Source organism: Streptomyces apocyni (assembly GCF_009739465.1).
In the GTDB taxonomy this organism is placed as follows: domain Bacteria; phylum Actinomycetota; class Actinomycetes; order Streptomycetales; family Streptomycetaceae; genus Streptomyces; species Streptomyces apocyni.
Window position 1 is genome coordinate 551,433 of the sequence record NZ_WHOM01000078.1, and the last position, 18,420, is coordinate 569,852.

At 70.6% G+C, this 18,420-nt stretch carries 17 protein-coding genes; 5 read left to right on the top strand and 12 right to left on the bottom strand.

What is annotated here, in order from left to right:
- Positions 1-7: 7 nt before the first annotated feature.
- Positions 8-1,882 carry an SDR family oxidoreductase gene (locus GCN81_RS31120; protein ID WP_156727873.1) on the bottom strand — a complete coding sequence of 625 codons (1,875 nt, stop codon included), beginning with the start codon at positions 1,880-1,882 and terminating at the stop codon, positions 8-10.
- On the bottom strand, positions 1,879-2,724 hold the full coding sequence (locus tag GCN81_RS31125; RefSeq protein ID WP_156727874.1) for a M24 family metallopeptidase: 846 nt from the start codon (positions 2,722-2,724) through the stop codon (positions 1,879-1,881). The genes GCN81_RS31120 and GCN81_RS31125 overlap by 4 nt, the downstream gene beginning before the upstream one ends.
- 283 nt (positions 2,725-3,007) lie before the next feature.
- Here GCN81_RS31125 and GCN81_RS31130 point away from each other — a divergent pair, with 283 nt between their 5' ends.
- Genes GCN81_RS31130 through GCN81_RS31145 form a run of 4 tightly spaced genes read left to right on the top strand, consistent with a single transcriptional unit; the run spans position 3,008 to position 6,552 of the window.
- Entirely contained in the window at positions 3,008-4,021 is a 1,014-nt protein-coding gene (locus GCN81_RS31130; protein ID WP_156728016.1) for an ABC transporter ATP-binding protein, read from the top strand.
- A complete protein-coding gene (locus tag GCN81_RS31135; protein WP_156727875.1) occupies positions 4,018-4,899 on the top strand; it encodes an ABC transporter permease in 882 nt (293 codons plus the stop codon). The genes GCN81_RS31130 and GCN81_RS31135 overlap by 4 nt, the downstream gene beginning before the upstream one ends.
- Positions 4,896-5,807 carry an ABC transporter ATP-binding protein gene (locus GCN81_RS31140; protein ID WP_156727876.1) on the top strand — a complete coding sequence of 304 codons (912 nt, stop codon included), beginning with the start codon at positions 4,896-4,898 and terminating at the stop codon, positions 5,805-5,807. Before GCN81_RS31135 ends, GCN81_RS31140 begins: the two co-directional genes overlap by 4 nt.
- 16 nt (positions 5,808-5,823) lie before the next feature.
- Positions 5,824-6,552: an ABC transporter permease gene (locus GCN81_RS31145; RefSeq protein ID WP_156727877.1), complete on the top strand. Its 729-nt coding sequence runs from the start codon at positions 5,824-5,826 to the stop codon at positions 6,550-6,552.
- A 99-nt stretch (positions 6,553-6,651) separates the two neighbouring features.
- Here GCN81_RS31145 and GCN81_RS31150 read toward each other — a convergent pair whose 3' ends face one another.
- From GCN81_RS31150 to GCN81_RS31190, 9 genes are all read right to left on the bottom strand, one after another.
- Positions 6,652-7,485, bottom strand: a complete 834-nt coding sequence (locus GCN81_RS31150) for an HAD family hydrolase (RefSeq protein ID WP_156727878.1) — start codon at positions 7,483-7,485, stop codon at positions 6,652-6,654.
- Positions 7,482-8,759 carry a serine--tRNA ligase gene (gene serS, locus GCN81_RS31155; protein ID WP_156727879.1) on the bottom strand — a complete coding sequence of 426 codons (1,278 nt, stop codon included), beginning with the start codon at positions 8,757-8,759 and terminating at the stop codon, positions 7,482-7,484. The genes GCN81_RS31150 and serS overlap by 4 nt, the downstream gene beginning before the upstream one ends.
- A gap of 627 nt (positions 8,760-9,386) precedes the next feature.
- Complete coding sequence (gene pheA / locus GCN81_RS31160; protein WP_156727880.1) at positions 9,387-10,322, bottom strand: prephenate dehydratase; 936 nt, start codon at positions 10,320-10,322, stop codon at positions 9,387-9,389.
- A gap of 74 nt (positions 10,323-10,396) precedes the next feature.
- Complete coding sequence (gene efeB / locus GCN81_RS31165; protein WP_156727881.1) at positions 10,397-11,746, bottom strand: iron uptake transporter deferrochelatase/peroxidase subunit; 1,350 nt, start codon at positions 11,744-11,746, stop codon at positions 10,397-10,399.
- A gap of 6 nt (positions 11,747-11,752) precedes the next feature.
- Positions 11,753-13,711: a copper resistance CopC/CopD family protein gene (locus GCN81_RS31170; RefSeq protein WP_156727882.1), complete on the bottom strand. Its 1,959-nt coding sequence runs from the start codon at positions 13,709-13,711 to the stop codon at positions 11,753-11,755.
- A gap of 14 nt (positions 13,712-13,725) precedes the next feature.
- Positions 13,726-14,244: a copper chaperone PCu(A)C gene (locus GCN81_RS31175; protein ID WP_156727883.1), complete on the bottom strand. Its 519-nt coding sequence runs from the start codon at positions 14,242-14,244 to the stop codon at positions 13,726-13,728.
- Positions 14,241-14,906, bottom strand: coding sequence for an SCO family protein (locus GCN81_RS31180; RefSeq protein ID WP_156727884.1), 666 nt, complete (start codon positions 14,904-14,906; stop codon positions 14,241-14,243). Before GCN81_RS31180 ends, GCN81_RS31175 begins: the two co-directional genes overlap by 4 nt.
- Positions 14,907-14,991: 85 nt before the next feature.
- A complete protein-coding gene (locus GCN81_RS31185) occupies positions 14,992-15,816 on the bottom strand; it encodes a YcnI family copper-binding membrane protein (RefSeq protein WP_156727885.1) in 825 nt (274 codons plus the stop codon).
- A 177-nt stretch (positions 15,817-15,993) separates the two neighbouring features.
- Positions 15,994-16,830 carry a hypothetical protein gene (locus GCN81_RS31190; protein WP_156727886.1) on the bottom strand — a complete coding sequence of 279 codons (837 nt, stop codon included), beginning with the start codon at positions 16,828-16,830 and terminating at the stop codon, positions 15,994-15,996.
- Positions 16,831-17,142: 312 nt separating this feature from the next.
- Between GCN81_RS31190 and GCN81_RS31195 the strand changes: the two genes are divergently transcribed.
- Entirely contained in the window at positions 17,143-17,625 is a 483-nt protein-coding gene (locus tag GCN81_RS31195) for an ATP-binding protein (protein ID WP_156727887.1), read from the top strand.
- On the opposite strand, the gene GCN81_RS31200 is transcribed toward GCN81_RS31195, so the two are convergent.
- Positions 17,588-18,382 carry a lysophospholipid acyltransferase family protein gene (locus GCN81_RS31200; RefSeq protein ID WP_231627090.1) on the bottom strand — a complete coding sequence of 265 codons (795 nt, stop codon included), beginning with the start codon at positions 18,380-18,382 and terminating at the stop codon, positions 17,588-17,590. The two genes, GCN81_RS31195 and GCN81_RS31200, sit on opposite strands and share 38 nt — an antisense overlap.
- Positions 18,383-18,420: the final 38 nt, after the last annotated feature.

Consider the following 18,420-nt stretch of genomic DNA (forward strand, 5'->3'; position numbering starts at 1 on the left):
GGGTGGCTCATAGCCGCGGCTCCCATCGGGCGATGGCGCGCAGCGTCCTGGGCGCGAAGCGGGACATCAGATAGGCGCCGCGCGACTCCGGGGTGACCGGGACCACCGCTTGGTTCTTCACCACCGCGTCCAGGACCGCGTCGGCGACCCGCTCCGGTGGGAAGTTGCGCAGGCCGTACAGCCGGGACGACTTCTTCTGGCGGCGCTTCTCCTCGGCCGCGTCGACCCCGGCGAAGCGGGCGGTCGCGGTGATGTTCGTGTTGACGATGCCGGGGCAGATGGCCGAGACCCCGATGTCCTGGCCCGCCAGCTCGGCGCGCAGGCACTCGCTGAGCATCAGCACCGCCGCCTTCGACGTGGAATACGCGGGCAGGGCGCGGGAGGGCTGATACGCGGCCGCCGACGCGGTGTTGACGATATGGCCGCCCTGTCCTCGGTCGGCCATCTGCTGGCCGAATATCCGGCAGCCGTGGATAACGCCCCACAGATTGACGTCCAGGACCTTCTTCCAGTCCTCCGCCGTGGTGTCGAAGAAGGAGCCGGAGAGCCCGATCCCGGCGTTGTTCACCAGGACGTCCAGCACGCCGTACTCCGTGCTGACCTTCTCCGCCAGCTTCTCCATGGCCTGCTCGTCGCTGACGTCCACCGTCTCGGCCCAGGCGGCGGGGGCACCGATCAACCGGGACAGCTCCGCCGTACGGGCGGCGCCGTCGGCGTCCCGGTCGACGGCCACCACTCTGGCCCCGGCCTCGGCGAAGGCGAACGCGGTGGCCCGCCCGATGCCGCTGGCCGCGCCGGTGACCAGTACCAACTGGCCGCCGAACCGGTCCGCGTGCCGCCCGGCCGCTGCCTTGGGCCGCGCCACCGCCGCGCCCTGGGCCGAGGACAGCCCGAGGTCCTCGTGCGTCCGGACGAAATCGGCGATCCAGGCGGCCAGTTGCTCCGGGCGCGTACGCGGCACCCAGTGCTTGCCCGCCAGGGTCCTGCGGGTCAGCTGGGGTGCCCACAGCTCCAGCTCCTCGTACAGCTTCGGGGAGAGGAACAGGTCCCCGGTCGGGGTGATCAGCTGCACCGGCGCGTGGGCGTACGCGTCGGCCCGTGGCCTGCGTAGCCGGGCGCGGACGTTGTCCCGGTAGAGCCAGGCGCCGTGCGCGGCGTCGGTGCGGAGCGAGGGCGTCGGGTAGTCCCCCGCCGGTACCTTCTCCACGCGCCGCAGGATCTTCGGCCACTGGCTGCCGAGCGGGCCGCGCCAGGCCAGCTCGGGGAGCACCGGGGTATGCAGCAGGTACACGTACCAGGACTTGGCGCCCTGGCCGAGCAGCTGGCCGACCCGGCGCGGAGTCGGACGGGTCATCCGCTTCTTGATCCAGTGTCCGAAGTGGTCGAGGGACGGACCCGACATCGAGGTGAAGGAAGCGATCCGGCCCTCCGTACGCCGGACCGTCACGAACTCCCAGGACTGCACCGAGCCCCAGTCGTGCCCCACCAGGTGCACCGGACGGTCCGGGCTGACCGCGTCCGCGACCGCCAGGAAGTCATCGGTCAGCTTCTCCAGTGTGAAGCCGCCGCGCAGGGGGGTCGGCGCCGTCGACCTGCCGTGTCCACGGACGTCGTACAGCACCACATGGAAGCGCTCCGACAGGTGCGCGGCGACCTCGGACCAGACCTCCTTGGAGTCCGGGTAGCCGTGCACGAGCAGGACGGTCGGCTGCGAGGCGTCCCCCAGCTCGGCGACGCACAGCTCCACCCCGCCGGTACGGACCCAGCGCTCCCGCGCCCCTGCCAGAACCTGCCGCCCCTGTCCGCCCTGCCCGCTCAGCCCGCCCAGCCCACTCTGGCCGCCCAGCCCACTCTGGCCGCTCTGCCGACTCTGCCCGCTCATACCGCGTCCTCCGCCCAGCGCCGCACATGCGGCAGATCGTCATCCAGCCAGAACGCGCTCTGCTCCGGGTCCCTGGAGTCGGTGACCACCAGGAGCTCCTCGAACTTCGCGCCCGTACCCCGGAATCCGAGGTGGGGTTCGACCGCCCACAGGCCCGGCTGGGGCGGATGGTCGGAGAATCGGTACGGGCTCCACAGCGGTGACCAGCCGTCGCGGTGACCGTGGATGGCGTCCCCCGCCAGGCCCTTGAGCGCCTGCGTGCCGAACCCGAACACCGTCGGCGACCAGCGGCGCTCCCTGATCCGGCCGACCTTGTGCGCGATGACCCCGAACGGGTAGGCGCGGTGCCGGTTGGCGTAGCCCTGGCGGACCATCAGCCGGTCCACGCTCTCGTAGATCTCCCGTAGTGGTCGTCGTTCCCGGACTTCCCGCAGGATCAGCTCGCGGTGTGTCTGAAGATCCGCGAGCAGCCGGTCGTGCACGGGGTTGAGGCCCAGGCACCCCGAGTACCCGATGTCCGAGGTGTAGCCCTGGTGGACCGGGGCCATGTCGAGGATGAAGGGCATCCCCGGCTCCAGCTTCCGGTGGGTCGGGAAGAACTGGAGCGGCACCCGGAAGCCCACGAACGCCGTGCGGTCCCCGAACCAGGCGAAGGGCAGATGGAACCAGTCCCGCACCCCGCGCTCACGCAGCCACTCGCGCTGCATCCGCGCGGCCTCGCGCTCGGTCACCCCCGGCCTGAGTTGCGCCGCGACCGCCTCCGCGCACTCGTACGCCAGAGCCTGCACTTCCCTGAACCCTCGCAGCTCCGCGCTGAGTTCAGACATCACCGCTGAGGTCATGCCACCCGTCCGTCCCGTGTGCGGTACGTGCTCGTAACTTGACACTGATGAATGTGACAATGCTCAGCGGCTACGTCAAGAGGCCCGCGCCAGCCTGTGGATAACTCCGCCCCCGCCCCCGCCCTGGCTCCTGCCCGGCACTGCTCCTCCCCTCTGCCCCTGACACGCGAGCACGGGCCTCTGGGATGACCCCTACGGGCCCGTACGCCCCAAGTCGGAGGCCGAAGCAGCCGCCTGGTCTGACGTCTGGTGTGGTCCGCGCCACTACCGTCGAGGTGTGACTGTGATCGCGACCGAAAGCCTGAGCAAGCGGTTCCCCCGGGTGACCGCTCTTGACCGGCTCTCCGTGGATATCGGCCCCGGTGTGACCGGACTCGTCGGTGCCAACGGAGCCGGAAAGTCGACCCTGATCAAGATCTTGCTGGGTCTGTCCCCAGCGACCGAAGGCCGTGCCAGCGTGCTCGGCCTGGACGTCGCCACCCACGGCGGTGACATCCGCGAGCGGGTCGGCTACATGCCGGAGCACGACTGCCTGCCGCCCGATGTCTCGGCCACCGAGTTCGTCGTCCACATGGCCCGGATGTCCGGCCTGCCGCCCACCGCGGCACGCGAACGGACCGCCGACACCCTGCGCCATGTCGGCCTCTACGAAGAGCGGTACCGCCCCATCGGCGGCTACTCGACCGGCATGAAGCAGCGGGTCAAGCTGGCCCAGGCGCTCGTCCACGACCCCCAGCTGGTCTTCCTGGACGAACCCACCAACGGCCTCGACCCGGTCGGCCGGGACGACATGCTCGACCTGATCCGCCGCGTCCACACCGACTTCGGTATCTCCGTCCTGGTCACTTCGCACCTGCTCGGCGAGCTGGAGCGGACCTGCGACCACGTCGTCGTCATCGACGGCGGCGCCCTGCTGCGCTCCAGCTCCACCAGCGACTTCACCCAGACCATGGGCACCCTCGCGATCGAGGTCACCGACACCGACACCCACCCGGACGGCACCCGGGCCGTGCGCGACGCACTCGCCGCCGCGGGCGTCACGCTGCTCGGCACCCCCGAGAACGCCCCGCCAGGACTGCCCGGCGCCGGACACATCCTGCTGATCGAGGCCACCGGCGAGCAGACGTACGACACCGTCCGCGACACCGTCGCCGACCTCGGCCTCGGACTCGTCCGCATGGAACAGCGCCGCCACCACATCGCGGAGGTCTTCCACCCGGAGACGGCCGCGAGCACGGCCACCGCCGGAAGCACCGCAGCGGCCGCGTCGCAGGCACCGGAGGTACAGGTCCGATGAGCACCGACACCACCCAGATCCACAACATCGGCTACCGCGACTACGAGGGCCCACGCCTCGGCCGCGCGTACGCCCGCAGGTCCCTGTTCTCGCAGTCCCTACGCGGCGCGTACGGCCTCGGTCGCAGCGCCAAGTCCAAGGTGCTGCCGATGCTGCTCCTCGCGGTGATGTGCCTGCCCGCGTTGATCATCGTCGCGGTCGCCGTCGCCACCGACCTGAACGACCTGCCGCTGGACTACACGCGCTACGCGATCGTCACCCAGGCCGTCATCGCGCTCTACCTGGCCGCCCAGGCCCCCCAGTCGGTCTCCCGCGACCTGCGCTTCCAGTCCGTACCGCTGTACTTCTCGCGCCCGATCGAGCGGATCGACTACGTACTCGCCAAGTACGCGGCGATGACCTCGGCCCTCTTCGTCCTGACGGCCGCCCCCGTCGTCATCCTCTACATCGGATCGCTGCTCGCCAAGATGGACTTCACCGACCAGACGAAAGGCTTCGCACAGGGCCTGGTCTCCGTCGCGCTGCTCTCCGTGCTCTTCGCGGGCATCGGCCTGGTGCTGGCCGCGCTGACGCCGCGCCGTGGCTTCGGGGTCGCCGCCGTGATCGCCGTGCTCACCGTCTCCTACGGCGCGGTGTCCACGGTGCAGGCCATCGCCGGGGAACAGGGCTCCATCGACGCGGTCTCCTGGCTCGGCCTGTTCTCGCCCATGACGCTGATCGACGGTGTGCAGACGGCGTTCCTCGGCGCCTCGACCGCCTTCCCCTACGGGGAAGGCCCAAGCACCGGCATGGGCGTCATCTACCTGCTGGTCGTCCTCGCACTCGTCGCGGGCTCGTACGGAGCCCTGATGCGCCGCTACCGAAAGGTCGGGCTGTGACCACGCTCAACATCGACCACACCTCCCGCTGGTTCGGGAACGTGGTGGCCGTCAACGACATCACGATGACGATCGGCCCCGGCGTCACCGGACTGCTCGGCCCCAACGGCGCCGGCAAGTCCACCCTGATCAACATGATGGGCGGCTTCCTCGCCCCCTCCACGGGCACGGTCACCCTCGACGGCAAGACCATCTGGCGCAACGAACAGATCTACCGCGAGATCGGCATCGTCCCCGAACGCGAGGCGATGTACGACTTCCTCACCGGCAAGGAGTTCGTCGTCGCCAACGCCGAACTGCACGGCCTGGGCAAGAAGGCCGCCCAGCGGGCGCTCGCCACGGTCGAGATGGAGTACGCGGAGGACCGCAAGATCTCCACGTACAGCAAGGGCATGCGGCAGCGCGTGAAGATGGCGTCCGCGCTGGTACACGACCCGTCCGTACTGTTGCTCGACGAGCCCTTCAACGGCATGGACCCACGCCAGCGCATGCACCTGATGGACCTGCTGCGCCGGATGGGCGACGACGGCCGCACCGTGCTGTTCTCCTCGCACATCCTGGAGGAGGTCGAGCAACTCGCCGCGCACATCGAGGTGATCGTCGCAGGACGGCACGCCGCCAGCGGCGACTTCCGCCGGATCCGCCGCCTGATGACCGACCGCCCGCACCGCTATCTGGTGCGCTCCAGCGACGACCGCGCGCTGGCCGCCGCACTGATCGCCGACCCGTCCACGGCGGGCATCGAGGTGGACCTCGCCGAGGGCGCGCTGCGCGTCCAGGCCGTGGACTTCGCGCGGTTCACCGAACTGCTCCCGAAGGTCGCCCAGGAGCACCACATCCGACTCCTCACGGTCTCGCCGTCCGACGAGTCCCTTGAGTCGGTCTTCTCCTACCTCGTCGCGGCCTGAAGGGAGCCTTACGGCCATGTTCGATGTCTATAACCCCACTGTCGCCCGGCTCACCTACCGGGCCCTGCTCGGCCGCCGCCGGGCCCTCATCCTGTTCACGCTGCCCGCCCTGTTGCTGTTGATCGCTGGTGCGGTACGCGGCTTCAGCGGCGCCGACGACCAGATCGCCGCCGACGTGCTAGGCGGGTTCGCGCTCGCCACGATGGTGCCGCTGATCGGCGTCATCGCGGGCACCGGCGCGATCGGCCCGGAGATCGACGACGGCTCGGTGGTGTATCTGCTGGCCAAGCCCATCAAACGGCCGACGATCATCCTCACCAAGCTGACCGTCGCCATTGCCGTGACCATGGCCTTCTCGGCGATCCCCACCTTCGCCGCCGGACTGATCCTGAACGGCAACGGCCAGCAGATCGCGGTGGCCTACACCGTCGCCGCGCTGGTCGCCTCGATCGCGTACGCCGCGCTCTTCCTGCTGCTGGGCACGGTCAGCAGGCACGCCGTGGTCATCGGGCTGGTCTACGCCCTGGTCTGGGAGACGCTCTTCGGCTCGCTGATCGAGGGCGCCAAGACGCTCAGCGTCCAGCAGTGGTCCCTCGCCCTTGCGGAGGACGTCGCGGGCGGCGAGCTGGTCAGCTCCGCCGTCGGCCTCCCGGCCGCCGCGATTCTGCTGGCCGCCGTGACGGTCGGCGCCACCTGGTACGCCAGCCAGAAGCTGCGCACGCTCACGCTGGCGGGCGAGGAGTGAGCGGCGGGTGGGACCAGGCCCTGTGGCCTGGTCCCGCCCCGGCCTAGAGGCCTAGAGGCCTAGAGGCCTAGAGGCCTAGAGGACTAGTGGCCCGGGCACCTACAGCCAGCGCTCCAGGACCCGGGCGATCCCGTCGTCCTCGTTGGACGTCGTCACCTCGTCCGCCACCGCCGTCAGCTCGGCGTGGGCGTCGGCCATGGCCACCCCGTGGGCAGCCCAGGCGAACATCGGGATGTCGTTGGGCATGTCGCCGAAGGCGATCGTGTCCGCGGCCTTGAGCCCGAGCCGCCGCGCGGCCAGCGAGAGCCCGGTGGCCTTGGAGAGGCCGAGCGGCAGCAGCTCGACGATGCCCGCACCGGCCATGGTCACCCCCACCAGGTCTCCGGCGACCTGCCGCGCGACCTCCGCCAGCGCGTCGTCGGAGAGGCCGGGGTGCTGGAGGTAGACCTTGTTCAGCGGCGCCGTCCACAGTTCGTCGGTGCCGGTGAGCTCGACCACGGGCAGCGGGCCTTCCTGCACCCGGTAGCCGGGGCCGACCAGCACCTCGCCCGCCACCCCGTCCCGGCTCGCGGCCAGGGCCAGCGGGCCGACCTCCGCCTCGATCTTGGACACGGCGAGACCGGCCAGCTGGCGGTCGAGCGTCACCGAGGTGAGCAGCCGGTGCTCCCCCGCGTGGTAGAGCTGCGCGCCCTGGCCGCACACCGCCAGTCCCTCGTAGCCGAGGTCGTCGAGGATGTGCCGGGTCCAGGGCACCGCCCGGCCGGTGACGACGATATGTGCCGCGCCCCGCGCGCAGGCGGCCTTGAGCGCGTCACGCGTACGGAGGGAGACCGTCTCGTCGGAGCGCAGCAGCGTCCCGTCCAGGTCGGTCGCGATCAGCTGATACGGGAACGGGGCGGCCGCGGACCCGGCGTCCTCGGTGGAGAGGGTCACTTGGCGACCGGCTCAAGCAGCTCGCGCCCGCCCAGGTAGGGACGGAGCATCTCGGGCACCCGTACCGACCCGTCGGCCAGCTGGTGGTTCTCCAGGAGGGCCACGATCGTGCGCGGTACGGCGCACAGCGTGCCGTTCAGCGTGGCCAGCGGCTGGACCTTCTTGCCGTCGCGCATCCGCACGGACAGGCGGCGGGCCTGGAAGCCGTCGCAGTTGGAGGCCGAGGTCAGCTCGCGGTATTTACCCTGCGTCGGAATCCAGGCCTCGCAGTCGAACTTCCGCGAGGCGGACGACCCCAGGTCGCCGGTGGCCACGTCGATCACCTGGAAGGGCAGCTCAAGGCCGGTGAGCCACTGCTTCTCCCACTCCAGCAGGCGCCGGTGCTCGTTCTCGGCGTCCTCGGGAGCGACGTACGAGAACATCTCGACCTTGTCGAACTGGTGCACCCGGAAAATGCCGCGGGTGTCCTTGCCGTACGTCCCGGCCTCGCGGCGGAAGCACGGCGAGAAGCCCGCGTACCGCAGCGGCAGCTTGTCCGCGTCGAGGATCTCGTCCATGTGGTACGCGGCGAGCGGGACCTCGGAGGTGCCGACCAGGTAGTAGTCGTCCTTCTCCAGGTGGTAGACGTTCTCCGCGGCCTGGCCGAGGAAACCGGTGCCCTCCATGGCGCGCGGGCGCACCAGCGCGGGGGTCAGCATCGGGATGAACCCGGCCTCGGTGGCCTGCGCGATCGCGGCGTTGACCAGGGCCAGTTCCAGCAGGGCGCCGACACCCGTCAGGTAGTAGAAGCGCGAGCCCGACACCTTGGCGCCGCGCTCGACGTCGATGGCGCCGAGCGCCTCGCCGAGCTCCAGGTGGTCCTTGGGCGTGAAGCCCTCGGCACCGAAGTCGCGGATGGTGCCGTGCGTCTCCAGGACGGTGAAGTCCTCCTCGCCGCCGACCGGAACGTCCGGGTGGACGAGGTTGCCGAGCTGGCTCAGCAGCCGCTTGGTCTCCTCCTCGGCCTCGTCCTGGGTGGCGCTCGCGGCCTTGACGGCGGCGGAGAGTTCACCGGCCTTCTTCAGCAGCTCGGCCTTCTCGTCCCCGCTGGCCTTGGGGATGAGCTTGCCGAGCGCCTTCTGCTCGGCGCGGAGCTCGTCGAAGCGGATGCCGGACGACCTGCGCCGCTCGTCGGCGGAGAGCAGGGAGTCGACCAGGTCGACGTCCTCTCCACGGGCGCGCTGGGAGGCGCGGACACGGTCGGGGTCCTCACGAAGCTGGCGAAGGTCAATCACCCCTCAAGGCTACCGGTGTGTGGTTCCGGCCCTCGACTCGATATTCCCCTGCGTGGCACTATGTCCCAATTGGGAGGATTGGTGAGGTTATTGATTTCCTCGCGACATGATCATTCGGCATCATTCGACGAGGTCAAGGAAAAGGGGCGACATTCCCTGAATCGGGGCAGAGCGGATGCGCCCGCTTGACCGATCCTCCCTCTCCGTGGCGGGAGTTGGCGTCCCTTGTCCACAGAAACGCGCAGCCCAGGAGAGTTATCCACAGGCTGTGTTCAAGATCTGTGGATTCCCGAAGCCTGCCCTGGCAGGGGGGAATGCGAGTCGAAGGATTCCCGGCTCAAACCCGACTCACACCCACTTTCGAGTGGAAATCACCCACCCCAAAGAGTTGTTCAAGGGAATTAGGGTGACGAACGGCGACCTGCGTGACTGTGGACACACTCGCGGTCTCTAGGGCGATTTGTCGACTGTGCCCAACCCTGCTGTCGACTTATCCCCAGGTCGAGAACCGGGCCTGTGGATAACTTCCGACAGCTGTGGGAAACGTGGCGTACGGTCGCCAGAGGCGACCATGAGTGACCGCCAGCGACCGCCAGAAACGACCGCCAGTGACCGCCAGAACGACCGTCAGAAGCGACCGTCCTGGCAGCGCGTCAACCAGTCCGACGCCTCCAGGAACTCGCTGTCCGACGTCCCGGGCCGCAGCGGCCGTACGTCCCCGCGCGAGACCCCGGCTCGCGGATACGACCCCAGGAACCGCACCTGGGGACAGATCCGCTTGAGCCCCATCAGCGCCTCGCCGACCCTGCGGTCGGTGATGTGCCCCTCGGCGTCCACCGAGAAGCAGTACGTACCGATGCCCTCACCGGTGGGCCGCGACTCCAGGCGCACCAGGTTGACCCCCCGTACCGCGAACTCCTGTAGCAGTTCGAGCAGCGCGCCAGGGTGGTCGTCGCCCAGCCAGATGACCACCGACGTACGGTCGGCGCCGGTCGGCGCGGCGGGCCGGGCCGGGCGGCCGACCAGCACGAACCGGGTCGCCGCCTTCTGGGCGTCGTGGATGTCGGTGACCAGCGCCTCAAGGCCGTACGTCGCCGCCGCGAACTCACCCGCGAAGGCCGCGTCGTACTTCCCCTCCCGCACCAGCCGCGCACCGTCGGCGTTGGAGGCGGAGGACTCCCAGAGCGCGTCCGGCAGGTTCGCCGCCAGCCAGTTGCGCACCTGCGGCTGGGCGACCGGGTGGCCGGTGACCGTCTTGATGTCGGACAACGCGGTGCCGGGGCGCACCAGCAGCGCGAAGGCGATCGGCAGGACCACCTCGCGGTAGATCATCAGCGGCTCGCCGGTGGCGAGCTGGTCGAGGGTCGTGGTGACCCCGCCCTCCACCGAGTTCTCGATCGGTACGAGGGCGGCCGCGGCCTCGCCGTTACGCACCGCGTCCAGGGCCGCGGGCACGGACACCATCGGGACGAGCTCGCGGGTGGCCGCCTCCGGGAGCGTACGCAGGGCGGCTTCGGTGAAGGTGCCCTCAGGGCCGAGATAGGTGTAGCGCGTAGCCGACATACGGTCACCCTAATGGGCTCCGCGCACTCCCGGCCCTGGTCTCACATTTCGGGCAGCACGCTCACGACGCACGCTCACGATTCCAGCAACCGCTGCCCCACGTACTCCCCCTTACCGGCCCCGCCCGGCACCGCGAACAGGCCGCTCGACTCGTGCCGGATGAACGCCGAGAGCGCGTCCCCCCGATCCAGCTTGCGCTGCACCGGCACGAAGCCGCGCAGCGGATCGGCCTGCCAGCAGACGAAGAGCAGCCCCGCGTCCGGCACCCCGCCGGTGTCGTAGCCGTCGTGGAAGGAGAACGCGCGGCGGAGCATGGCGGCGCCGCCGTTCTGGTCAGGACGGGAGATCCGCGCGTGCGCGTTGGCCGCCACCAGCACCTTGCCGTCCTTGCCCGTCGCGTCGAGGTCCATCTCGGTGGTCTCGGTGCCGTCCGGGTCCGCCGACAGGGGAGCGCCGTCCTTCTTACGGCGGCCGATGACGTTCTCCTGGTCGGGCAGCGAGAGCCGATCCCAGTCGTCGAGCAGCATCCGGATGCGCCGGACGACCGCGTACGAGCCGCCCGCCATCCACGCCGGCCCCTCACCCTCGCGGGGGACGCGGGGGACGAAGATGCGCTGCTCGAAGTCGTCGTCGGACTCCTTGGGGTTGTTGGTGCCGTCGATCTGCCCCATCAGGTTGCGGGAGGTCATCGGCCGCGCGGTCGCGCCCGGCGAGCGGTTGAAGCCGTTCATCTGCCACCGCACCCGCGCCGCGTCACCGGCCTCGCGCTGGATCGCGCGCAGCGCTTCGAAGGCGACCAGGGCGTCGTTCGCGCCGATCTGCACCCAGAGGTCGCCGTTGCTCCGGGCCGGGTCAAGCTGGTCGGAGGAGAAGTCCGGCAGCGGGTCGAGGGCGCCGGGGCGCTGCTTCTCCAGCTTCGTACGGGAGAAGAAGCTGCGGCCGAAGCCGAAGGTGACGGTCAGCGAGGAGGGCCCCGCGTCCCGGGCGATCCCGAGATCGTCTCCGCCAGGCTCGCCGGTCGCGCCGTTCCCGCCGGTCTTGCCGTTCCCGCCGGTCGCGCCGTTCTTGCCGTCCATCAGCCGCCTGGCCGTCGTCGACCAGCGGCGCAGCAGGGCCGCCGCCTCCTTGCGGCCCGCGCCCGGCGCCAGGTCGAAGGCGATCAGATGGCCGCAGGACTGGGCGGGGGTGAGGATGCCCGGCTGGCGCTCGCCCTCGAAGCTGACGCCGGTCGAACCGACGGAGCTCAGCGGGGGGTTGTCCGACCCGGGCGAGCCGGGAGAGTCGGGCGAGGCGGCGGCGTGTCCTGCCGCGTACCCGGCCGCGGCTCCCGCGGTGCCGAGGGCGATACCGGTGGCGCCCGCGGTGCCGAGGAGTCGGCGCCGGGAGATGGGCGTGGCGTTCTTCGTACCAGAGGTGTCCGACATGGTGGTTCAGCCGATCTTCGCGTTCTTGTCCACGGTCACTTGGTCGATCTCGGAGGTCCGCACGGTGGCCTCGATCTGCCAGTCGCCCGCCATCGGGATCTGTACGCCGCTCGCGCTCCAGTGTCCGGTGGAGACCCGGTCGGGCGTGACCGGCAGCGGGCCGATGTCCTGCGACTCCAGCGTGAAGGCGATCTTGATCTCGGCCAGGTCGAGCGGTTTGTTCTTCGGGTCGGTGGCGTAGACGTGCACCTCGTTGGAGCCGACCCGGCCCGGCGCCAGCTCGATCTCCACGTTCCCCGCGCCGTTCTCGCCGCCCGTGTCGAACGGGATCGTCAGCTTGATGGGGCCCGTCGGCTGGCCAGCACTGGCTACGGCGCTCCCCGAGGCCGCCTCGACCTCGGTGCGGCCCGGCTCGGTGCTGGTCAGCATGGTGGTCACGGCCAGTACGGCGACGGCGATCGCGGCCTCGGCGAGTACGGAGCGGCGCAGTCCGGAGCGCTCCTGGTCGGCGTCCCGGTCGCGCTTGGCGCGGGTGGTGGCGACCGCGGCCTGCTGGCGGGCCAGCTGGGCGGCGCGCTGGGGGTCGGGGTCGGCGGTCCCCTCCAACTCCGCCGAATCGGTGTCCGTCGTGGCGGAGCCCGTCTCGGCCGATGCCACCGCCTTCGCCTCGGCAAGCCGCTCCGTCCAACGCCGCGAGATCGAGGCGACCCCGAGCAGCACCACGACCAGCCCGACCTTGATCAGCAGCAGCCGCCCGTACTCCGTACCGGTCAGCGCCGACCAGGAACCGACCTGCCGCCACGACTGGTACACGCCCGTCGCGGCCAGGACGACCACCGACCACAAGGCGACCCGCGAGAACCGGCGCACCGCCGTCCGCTCCACCACCGGCGTGCGGTACAGCGAGACCAGCAACGCCGCGAGACCACCCAGCCACGCCGCGACGGCCAGCATGTGCAGCACGTCGAGCGGCATCGCCAGCTGTGTCTGGATACCGGTCGACGCGTGCTCGGCCAGCGCCCAGGTCGCGGCGAGCCCACCCGCGACGACCGTCCCGCCGATGCCGAGACCGAAGGCGAGGTCCCTCTTCTCCTGACCACCGCTGTCGCTGTCGCCGTCTGCGCCTTTCGCGCCCTCCGCACGCCGCGCGTACGCACCGAAAAGTACGGCCACGAACAGCGCCGCCGCCGCGAGCAGCAGCAGCCGGGAGACCAGCGCGGCCCCCGTCTTGGTGTTCAGTACGTCGCCGATCGCGCCCAGGTCGAGCACGTCAGCCAGCTTCCCCGACCCGGTGTACGGACCCCGCAGCAGCAACATCGCCAGCGTCGCCCCCGTCAGCGCTAGCCAGCCCTGGACGACCAGGCGCTGCACCGGACGCTGCTCGGCCGCCCGCGGACTGCAGAGCAGCACAAAGGCCGCCCCGCCGACCAGCACGATGAACCCGGCGTACGACACGTAGCGCGCCAGCCCGTACAGGACGCCGACCGCGCCACCGCCCGCCGCCTGGTCAGGCAGCGCGACCGTGGTGGTGGACGGCGCCCCGATCGAGAAGGTGAAGGCCCCCGAGATCGGATGGCTGTCCGCCGACACCGCCTGCCAGGCCACCGTGAAGGTGCCGTCCGGCTGCCCAGGCCGCAGCTTCACGCCGTAGCTGACGACACCCCCGCCGCTCAGGTCGCTGACCTTGCCGGTGTCGGCCTGGTTGCCCTCAGGGTCGAGCACCCGGATGGCGTCGTCGGAGAGCGCGACCTTCTCCGAGAACGTGAGGGTCACCTCCGCCGGAGCCTTCTGGACGACGGAACCCTGCGCCGGGTCGCTCGCGGTCAGCGCGGCATGCGCGGACGCGGGCGCCGTGCTGACGATCAGCGAGCCGAGTACGGCACACAGCACGAGCAGCAGCTGCCCGACCAGACCAAGACGGGGCAGGCGGGGCAGACGAGGGAGACGGGGGACGGTGGCCTTCATCAGCGGTCAGTCCCTCACTCGGTATGGGTGTGGCTATGGGGCTGAGTCTCGGTCTTGTTCTTGGTCTGGGCCTCGGTCTTCGGGTTGTGGTTGGCCGCCTTGACGTCCAGCTCGGCCTTCACCGTGCCGGACTTGGCGAAGTGGAGCTCCACCGAGACCTTCTCGCCCAGCTTCGGCGTGCGCTTCAGCTTCTCCAGCATCAGGTGGTTGCCGCCGCGTTCCAGCTTCAGCTCACCGTTCGCCGGTACGTCGAAGGACGACACCGCCTTCATCGCCTGGTTCTTGGTGGTGTGCATGGTCACCTCACCGACGTCGCTGGTGACCGAGGTCAGCTCGTCCGCTTCCGCGCCGCTGTTGGTGACGGTGAAGAAACCGGACGCCATGTCGGGCATGGCGGGCTTGGGCACAAAGCCCCCGCTGACCTTCAGCTCGGGCTTGGTGGAGTCGTCCGAACATCCCGCGAGGGCGAGGCCGGAGGCGACGGCTATGGCGGCGATCAGAGCGCGGGCACCAGCACCGTGGCGGCGGCTCACGGCGTCTCCCCCTTGATGAGCTTCGGCAGGTCCTTGCTGAGGTCGGCGTCGCTGACCTCCTCGGCGTTGTAGAAGACGTACCCCTTGTCGGTCTTCGGCGAGAAGGCGAAGAGCTGCTTGCCGTGCGTCGAAGTAACCGTGCCGTCCTTCTCCTTCACCGGCTCCAGGATGGAGATGCCGAGAGACCTGGCGCTCGCCTGGATCGTCGGGAAGTCACCGGTCAGCCCGATGAAGGAGGGGTCCTGCCCCTTCAGCCACTTGCCGAGGTGCTCGGGGGTGTCGCGCTCCGGGTCGGTGGTGACCAGGATGACCTGGAGTTTGTCCTGCTCCGCCTTGCTCAGGGACTTCCGCGCGATGGCGAGGTTGCTCATGATCAGCGGACAGGCGTCGGGGCAGTTGGTGTAGCCGAAGTAGAGCAGCGTCGGCTTGCCCTTGGTCTCCTCACGGAGGTCAAACTTCTCGCCCTTGGTGTCCTTCAGGACCAGGTCCGGCTTGGTGAAGGGCTGGTCGAGAACGGTCGCGGCTTTGGTGTCGTCCTGCGAGGTGGAGATGTCGGCCAGCGGCTTGTCGGCGTCGTCTCCGTCCCCGCCGCTGCTGCAGGCGGAGAGGGTCAACGCGGCCGTCGCGAGCATCGCGGCGGCGATGAGGGTCTTCTTGCGCATGAGAGATGTTCCCAGGTAGAGGGTGTGGACCCGGCGCACACCGGGCCGGTGGTGGGACCGGCCCGGTGTGTGCGCCAGGCGGAGGTCAGTTGGTGGTGCGCCGACGTCCGGCCAGCACACCGAAGGCGACACCGGCGGCGCCTACGACGATGCCCGCGATGCCCAGACCACGGGCGAGGCCGTCACTGCTGCTGGCCGACGCGGTGTTCTGGGTGCTGTCCTTGGCGCCGTCATCGGCACCGGACTTGGCGTCGTCGGACCCGCCGTCAGAGTCCTTGGCGGCGTCCTTGTCGGTGTCCTTGGCCGGGGCGCCGTGGCCGTCCCCGCCGTCACCGAGCTGGAGTACGGGAGCGGGCGAGTCGGGTTCGTCGCCGCTCTCCTTCGGCTCCTCGATCCAGCGCACGACCTCGTCGTTCGAGTACGTCTGGATCGCCTTGAACACCACCTGGTCGGCGTCGTGCGGCAGCTGGCCCATGGAGAGCGGGAACTGCTGGAACGTACCCGGCTGGATGCCCGCGTCCTCGCTCTTGCCGGTGGCGGTCCAGGTGACCTTGGAGACGGCCTCGTCGATCTTCTTGCCGTGCATCTCCAGAGGCTTGTCCAGCTTGGACTTGGTGACCTCGACCTCCCAGCCGGGCACCGGCTGCGGCATCACCGAGGCGAGCGGGTGGTCCTTGAACGGGAAGGCGACCTCCAGCTTCATGGTCGAGGCGTTGTCGCGCTCGTTCGGCACCTTGAAGTTGACGGTGGCGTACGAGCCCTTGTTGGCCTCACCCTCCGGCTGGACGGTGACGTGCGCGGCGGCGGGTCCGGCCAGCAGGACTACGGCACCGGCGGCGGCGGCGCCGACGGCGGCCAGCCGCGAACGGGAGAGGGAGAGGGAGCGGAAGTTCGTCTTCGGAAGAGCCATGGCGGAAACACTCCACAGTGAGCGCTGACCAGCAGTGATCAGCGGCGGCGATGAGCGGTGTCGGGGCGCGCGGCCGCGAGGGCACGCGCGAGCGCGACGCGCCACCTGGCCGAACATCTCCGGACGTCTCTGCACTTCTACGTACAGCTGCGGAGTTGCGTTCGTACCAGGGCCGCGTCAGGCGGCGAGATCGAGCTCGGCGGGCGGCGGCCCGCGCCTGGTCACCGTGTGCTGGAGTGTGGTCGTACGGGGCCCCGGCGGCGCGAGCAGCACGGTGCGCGGGGTACGCGGACCGGGCTCGGGCACCCCGGGGAGCCCGGCCGTCAGCGCCCGTACGAGAGCCAGGGCGGCGCGCAGCGACCGTACGAGCGCCCCCTCCGCGACGCCGTACAAGGCGAGCTGGGACACCCGGAGCAGCGCCAGATCGCCCCGCCGCAGCAGCCAGCCAGCGGCGAGCGCCGCGAGCAGATGCCCGAGCAGCATGGGCAGATCGGGTAGATAGGCCAGGGGCCACGCGGAGGCTCCCGCATACGGTCCCGCGGCCGACGACGCCGGGTCGGCGGCGAGCGGGTGCGCGTGAGCTCCGCCGCTCGGTTCGAGCCGGGCGGTCACCAGGATCTGGTACGCCTGGGTGGGGCTGAGCGCCGCTGTCGACGCCCCGCACACCAGGCGCGCGGCGCGCTCGATCAGCGTGGCGTCCGCCGTGGCGGCGGCCTGTGTGGCGGTCTGCGCGGTGTGCTGCTGCCCGGCGCCGAACAGGGTGTGCAGCCCGAGCTGGCCGACCGCGAGCGCGGCGGCGATGCCCGGCAGCGCGCGGGCCCGCCCGGCGAGCGGCGCGGCCACCGCGAACACGGCGGCGAAGCCGACGCAGAACGTCCACATCGGCACGCGCGCGTGCGAGGCGAGGGTGTGTCCTCCCGCGGACAGCGCGACACAGACCGCGGCGAACACCGCGGCCCGTAGCAGCCGGAGTCCGAGTCCGGTACGCGTGTCGCGCGCGTGGGGGGCAGGCATGACCGGCTCATCATCGCACTGGCCTTACGGGCTCCATACGGCAGGTCCGCAAGGTCGGGAACGTCGCGTTCCGCTCGTTTTCCGCCTGCCTCCCGCCTGCCTCCCGCCTGCCTGCCGCCTGCCTGCCGCCTGCTTTCCGCTTGCTCTCGGCTGTCTTCCGGCTGTCTTCCGGCTCTCTTTCGCCGCCGATACACCGGTGAACCCGGTCGGCGCGTCCGCCGTATGGGCGGTATCACGTTCGCCCGGCGCTTACAACCGGCCGCTTGGGGCAATACGTATCGGTATGTCGAGCCACGGCCGGGAGGCTGCAGCATGAGCATCTGGTGGTCACTCCACTTGCGGTGCGAGGCCGCGAGCGTTCCGCTGGCCCGCCGCCTGCTGCTCGGCACGATGGAGACCGCGGGGGTCGATCCCGACATCTCCCACGACCTCTCGCTCGCCCTCAGCGAGGCGTGTGCGAACGCCGTGGAGCACGGCGGCGGACGGGGCGCGGCGGACGGTGCGGCCGACGCGTACCGCGTGACCGCCTATCTCGACGACCAGCGGTGCCACATCGAGGTCACCGACTCGGGGCCGGGCTTCCCCAGCCCGGACACCCTCACCGCTCCCGGCGTTCCCGGCGTTCCCGATGCTTGTGGTGCCGAGTGGACGGACGAGCACGGGCGGGGCCTGTTCCTGATCGAGGAGCTCGCCGACCACGTCTCCTTCGGGAACGCTCCGGGGCGGGGAGGCGCGGTGGTCAGCTTCGAGAAGGTCCTCAAGTGGACCCAGAGCGCACCGCTGGCGGCGGTGTAGCCGACGCGAACCCGCCGGACAGGCCCCATCCCCCGCTGGCCACGGCCCGCTGTGCGTGTGCGGCCAGCGTCCGCCGGTCCGCCCCGCCGCCCGGCAGCAGCGGGTCATGAGCCGTGATCCGTACGGTGAGGCCGTCCGCCCCCGCCACCCGTAGCAGCGAGGGCAGAAAGCCGTCGTCGCCCACGAACGCGGCCACCGTGCTCGGCACGCCGTGCTGCCGATAGCTGATCGTCACCGGTCTGACCGGGGCACCCGCGTCCAGCGCGGCCTGGAACATGGCCCGCCTGAAGACGCCGCCCGACTCGCGGCACCAGGTGGTGGCCTGCGGGAAGACCATGACCGAACGTCCGGCCAGCAGGTGGTCCCGTACCCCGGCGACGGCTTCCGGCAGGGCGCGCGGGCGCGCGCGGTCGATGAAGCAGGTGCCGACGCGGGTGGTCAGCCGACCGGCCACCGGCCAGCGCGCCACCTCGCTCTTGGCCAGCAGGATGGCCGGTTCGTGGGCGAGCAGCGCGATCGGGTCGAGCCAGGAGACGTGGTCGGCGACGATCAGCGTGCCGGGCGCGGTACGGCTCTCGTCTCCGTCCAGCTCAAGCCGTACGCCCAGCGCGTCGAGCAGCCCGCGCGCCCGCCGCCGTACCACCGTCGGATCGCCGAGCGTCCGGCCCGCCGCCAGCGCGCCGCCGAGGAGGGCGGCGACGTCCGCGTAGCGGCGCAGTCGTGTTGTGCGGCGTACGGGGGCGGTCGTGGACACCACACAGCGCGGGGTGCACGGAGAACTCGCGGCCCAGGTGT

Excerpts from the sequence above, each read along its gene's own strand:
- GCN81_RS31120 (WP_156727873.1), bottom strand. The coding sequence starts at position 1,882 with ATGAGCGGGCAGAGTCGGCAGAGCGGCCAGAGTGGGCTGGGCGGCCAG.
- GCN81_RS31125 (WP_156727874.1), bottom strand. The coding sequence starts at position 2,724 with ATGACCTCAGCGGTGATGTCTGAACTCAGCGCGGAGCTGCGAGGGTTC.
- GCN81_RS31135 (WP_156727875.1), top strand. The coding sequence starts at position 4,018 with ATGAGCACCGACACCACCCAGATCCACAACATCGGCTACCGCGACTAC.
- GCN81_RS31145 (WP_156727877.1), top strand. The coding sequence starts at position 5,824 with ATGTTCGATGTCTATAACCCCACTGTCGCCCGGCTCACCTACCGGGCC.
- pheA (WP_156727880.1), bottom strand. The coding sequence starts at position 10,322 with ATGTCGGCTACGCGCTACACCTATCTCGGCCCTGAGGGCACCTTCACC.
- efeB (WP_156727881.1), bottom strand. The coding sequence starts at position 11,746 with ATGTCGGACACCTCTGGTACGAAGAACGCCACGCCCATCTCCCGGCGC.
- GCN81_RS31170 (WP_156727882.1), bottom strand. The coding sequence starts at position 13,711 with ATGAAGGCCACCGTCCCCCGTCTCCCTCGTCTGCCCCGCCTGCCCCGT.
- GCN81_RS31180 (WP_156727884.1), bottom strand. The coding sequence starts at position 14,906 with ATGCGCAAGAAGACCCTCATCGCCGCCGCGATGCTCGCGACGGCCGCG.
- GCN81_RS31185 (WP_156727885.1), bottom strand. The coding sequence starts at position 15,816 with ATGGCTCTTCCGAAGACGAACTTCCGCTCCCTCTCCCTCTCCCGTTCG.
- GCN81_RS31190 (WP_156727886.1), bottom strand. The coding sequence starts at position 16,830 with ATGCCTGCCCCCCACGCGCGCGACACGCGTACCGGACTCGGACTCCGG.
- GCN81_RS31195 (WP_156727887.1), top strand. The coding sequence starts at position 17,143 with ATGAGCATCTGGTGGTCACTCCACTTGCGGTGCGAGGCCGCGAGCGTT.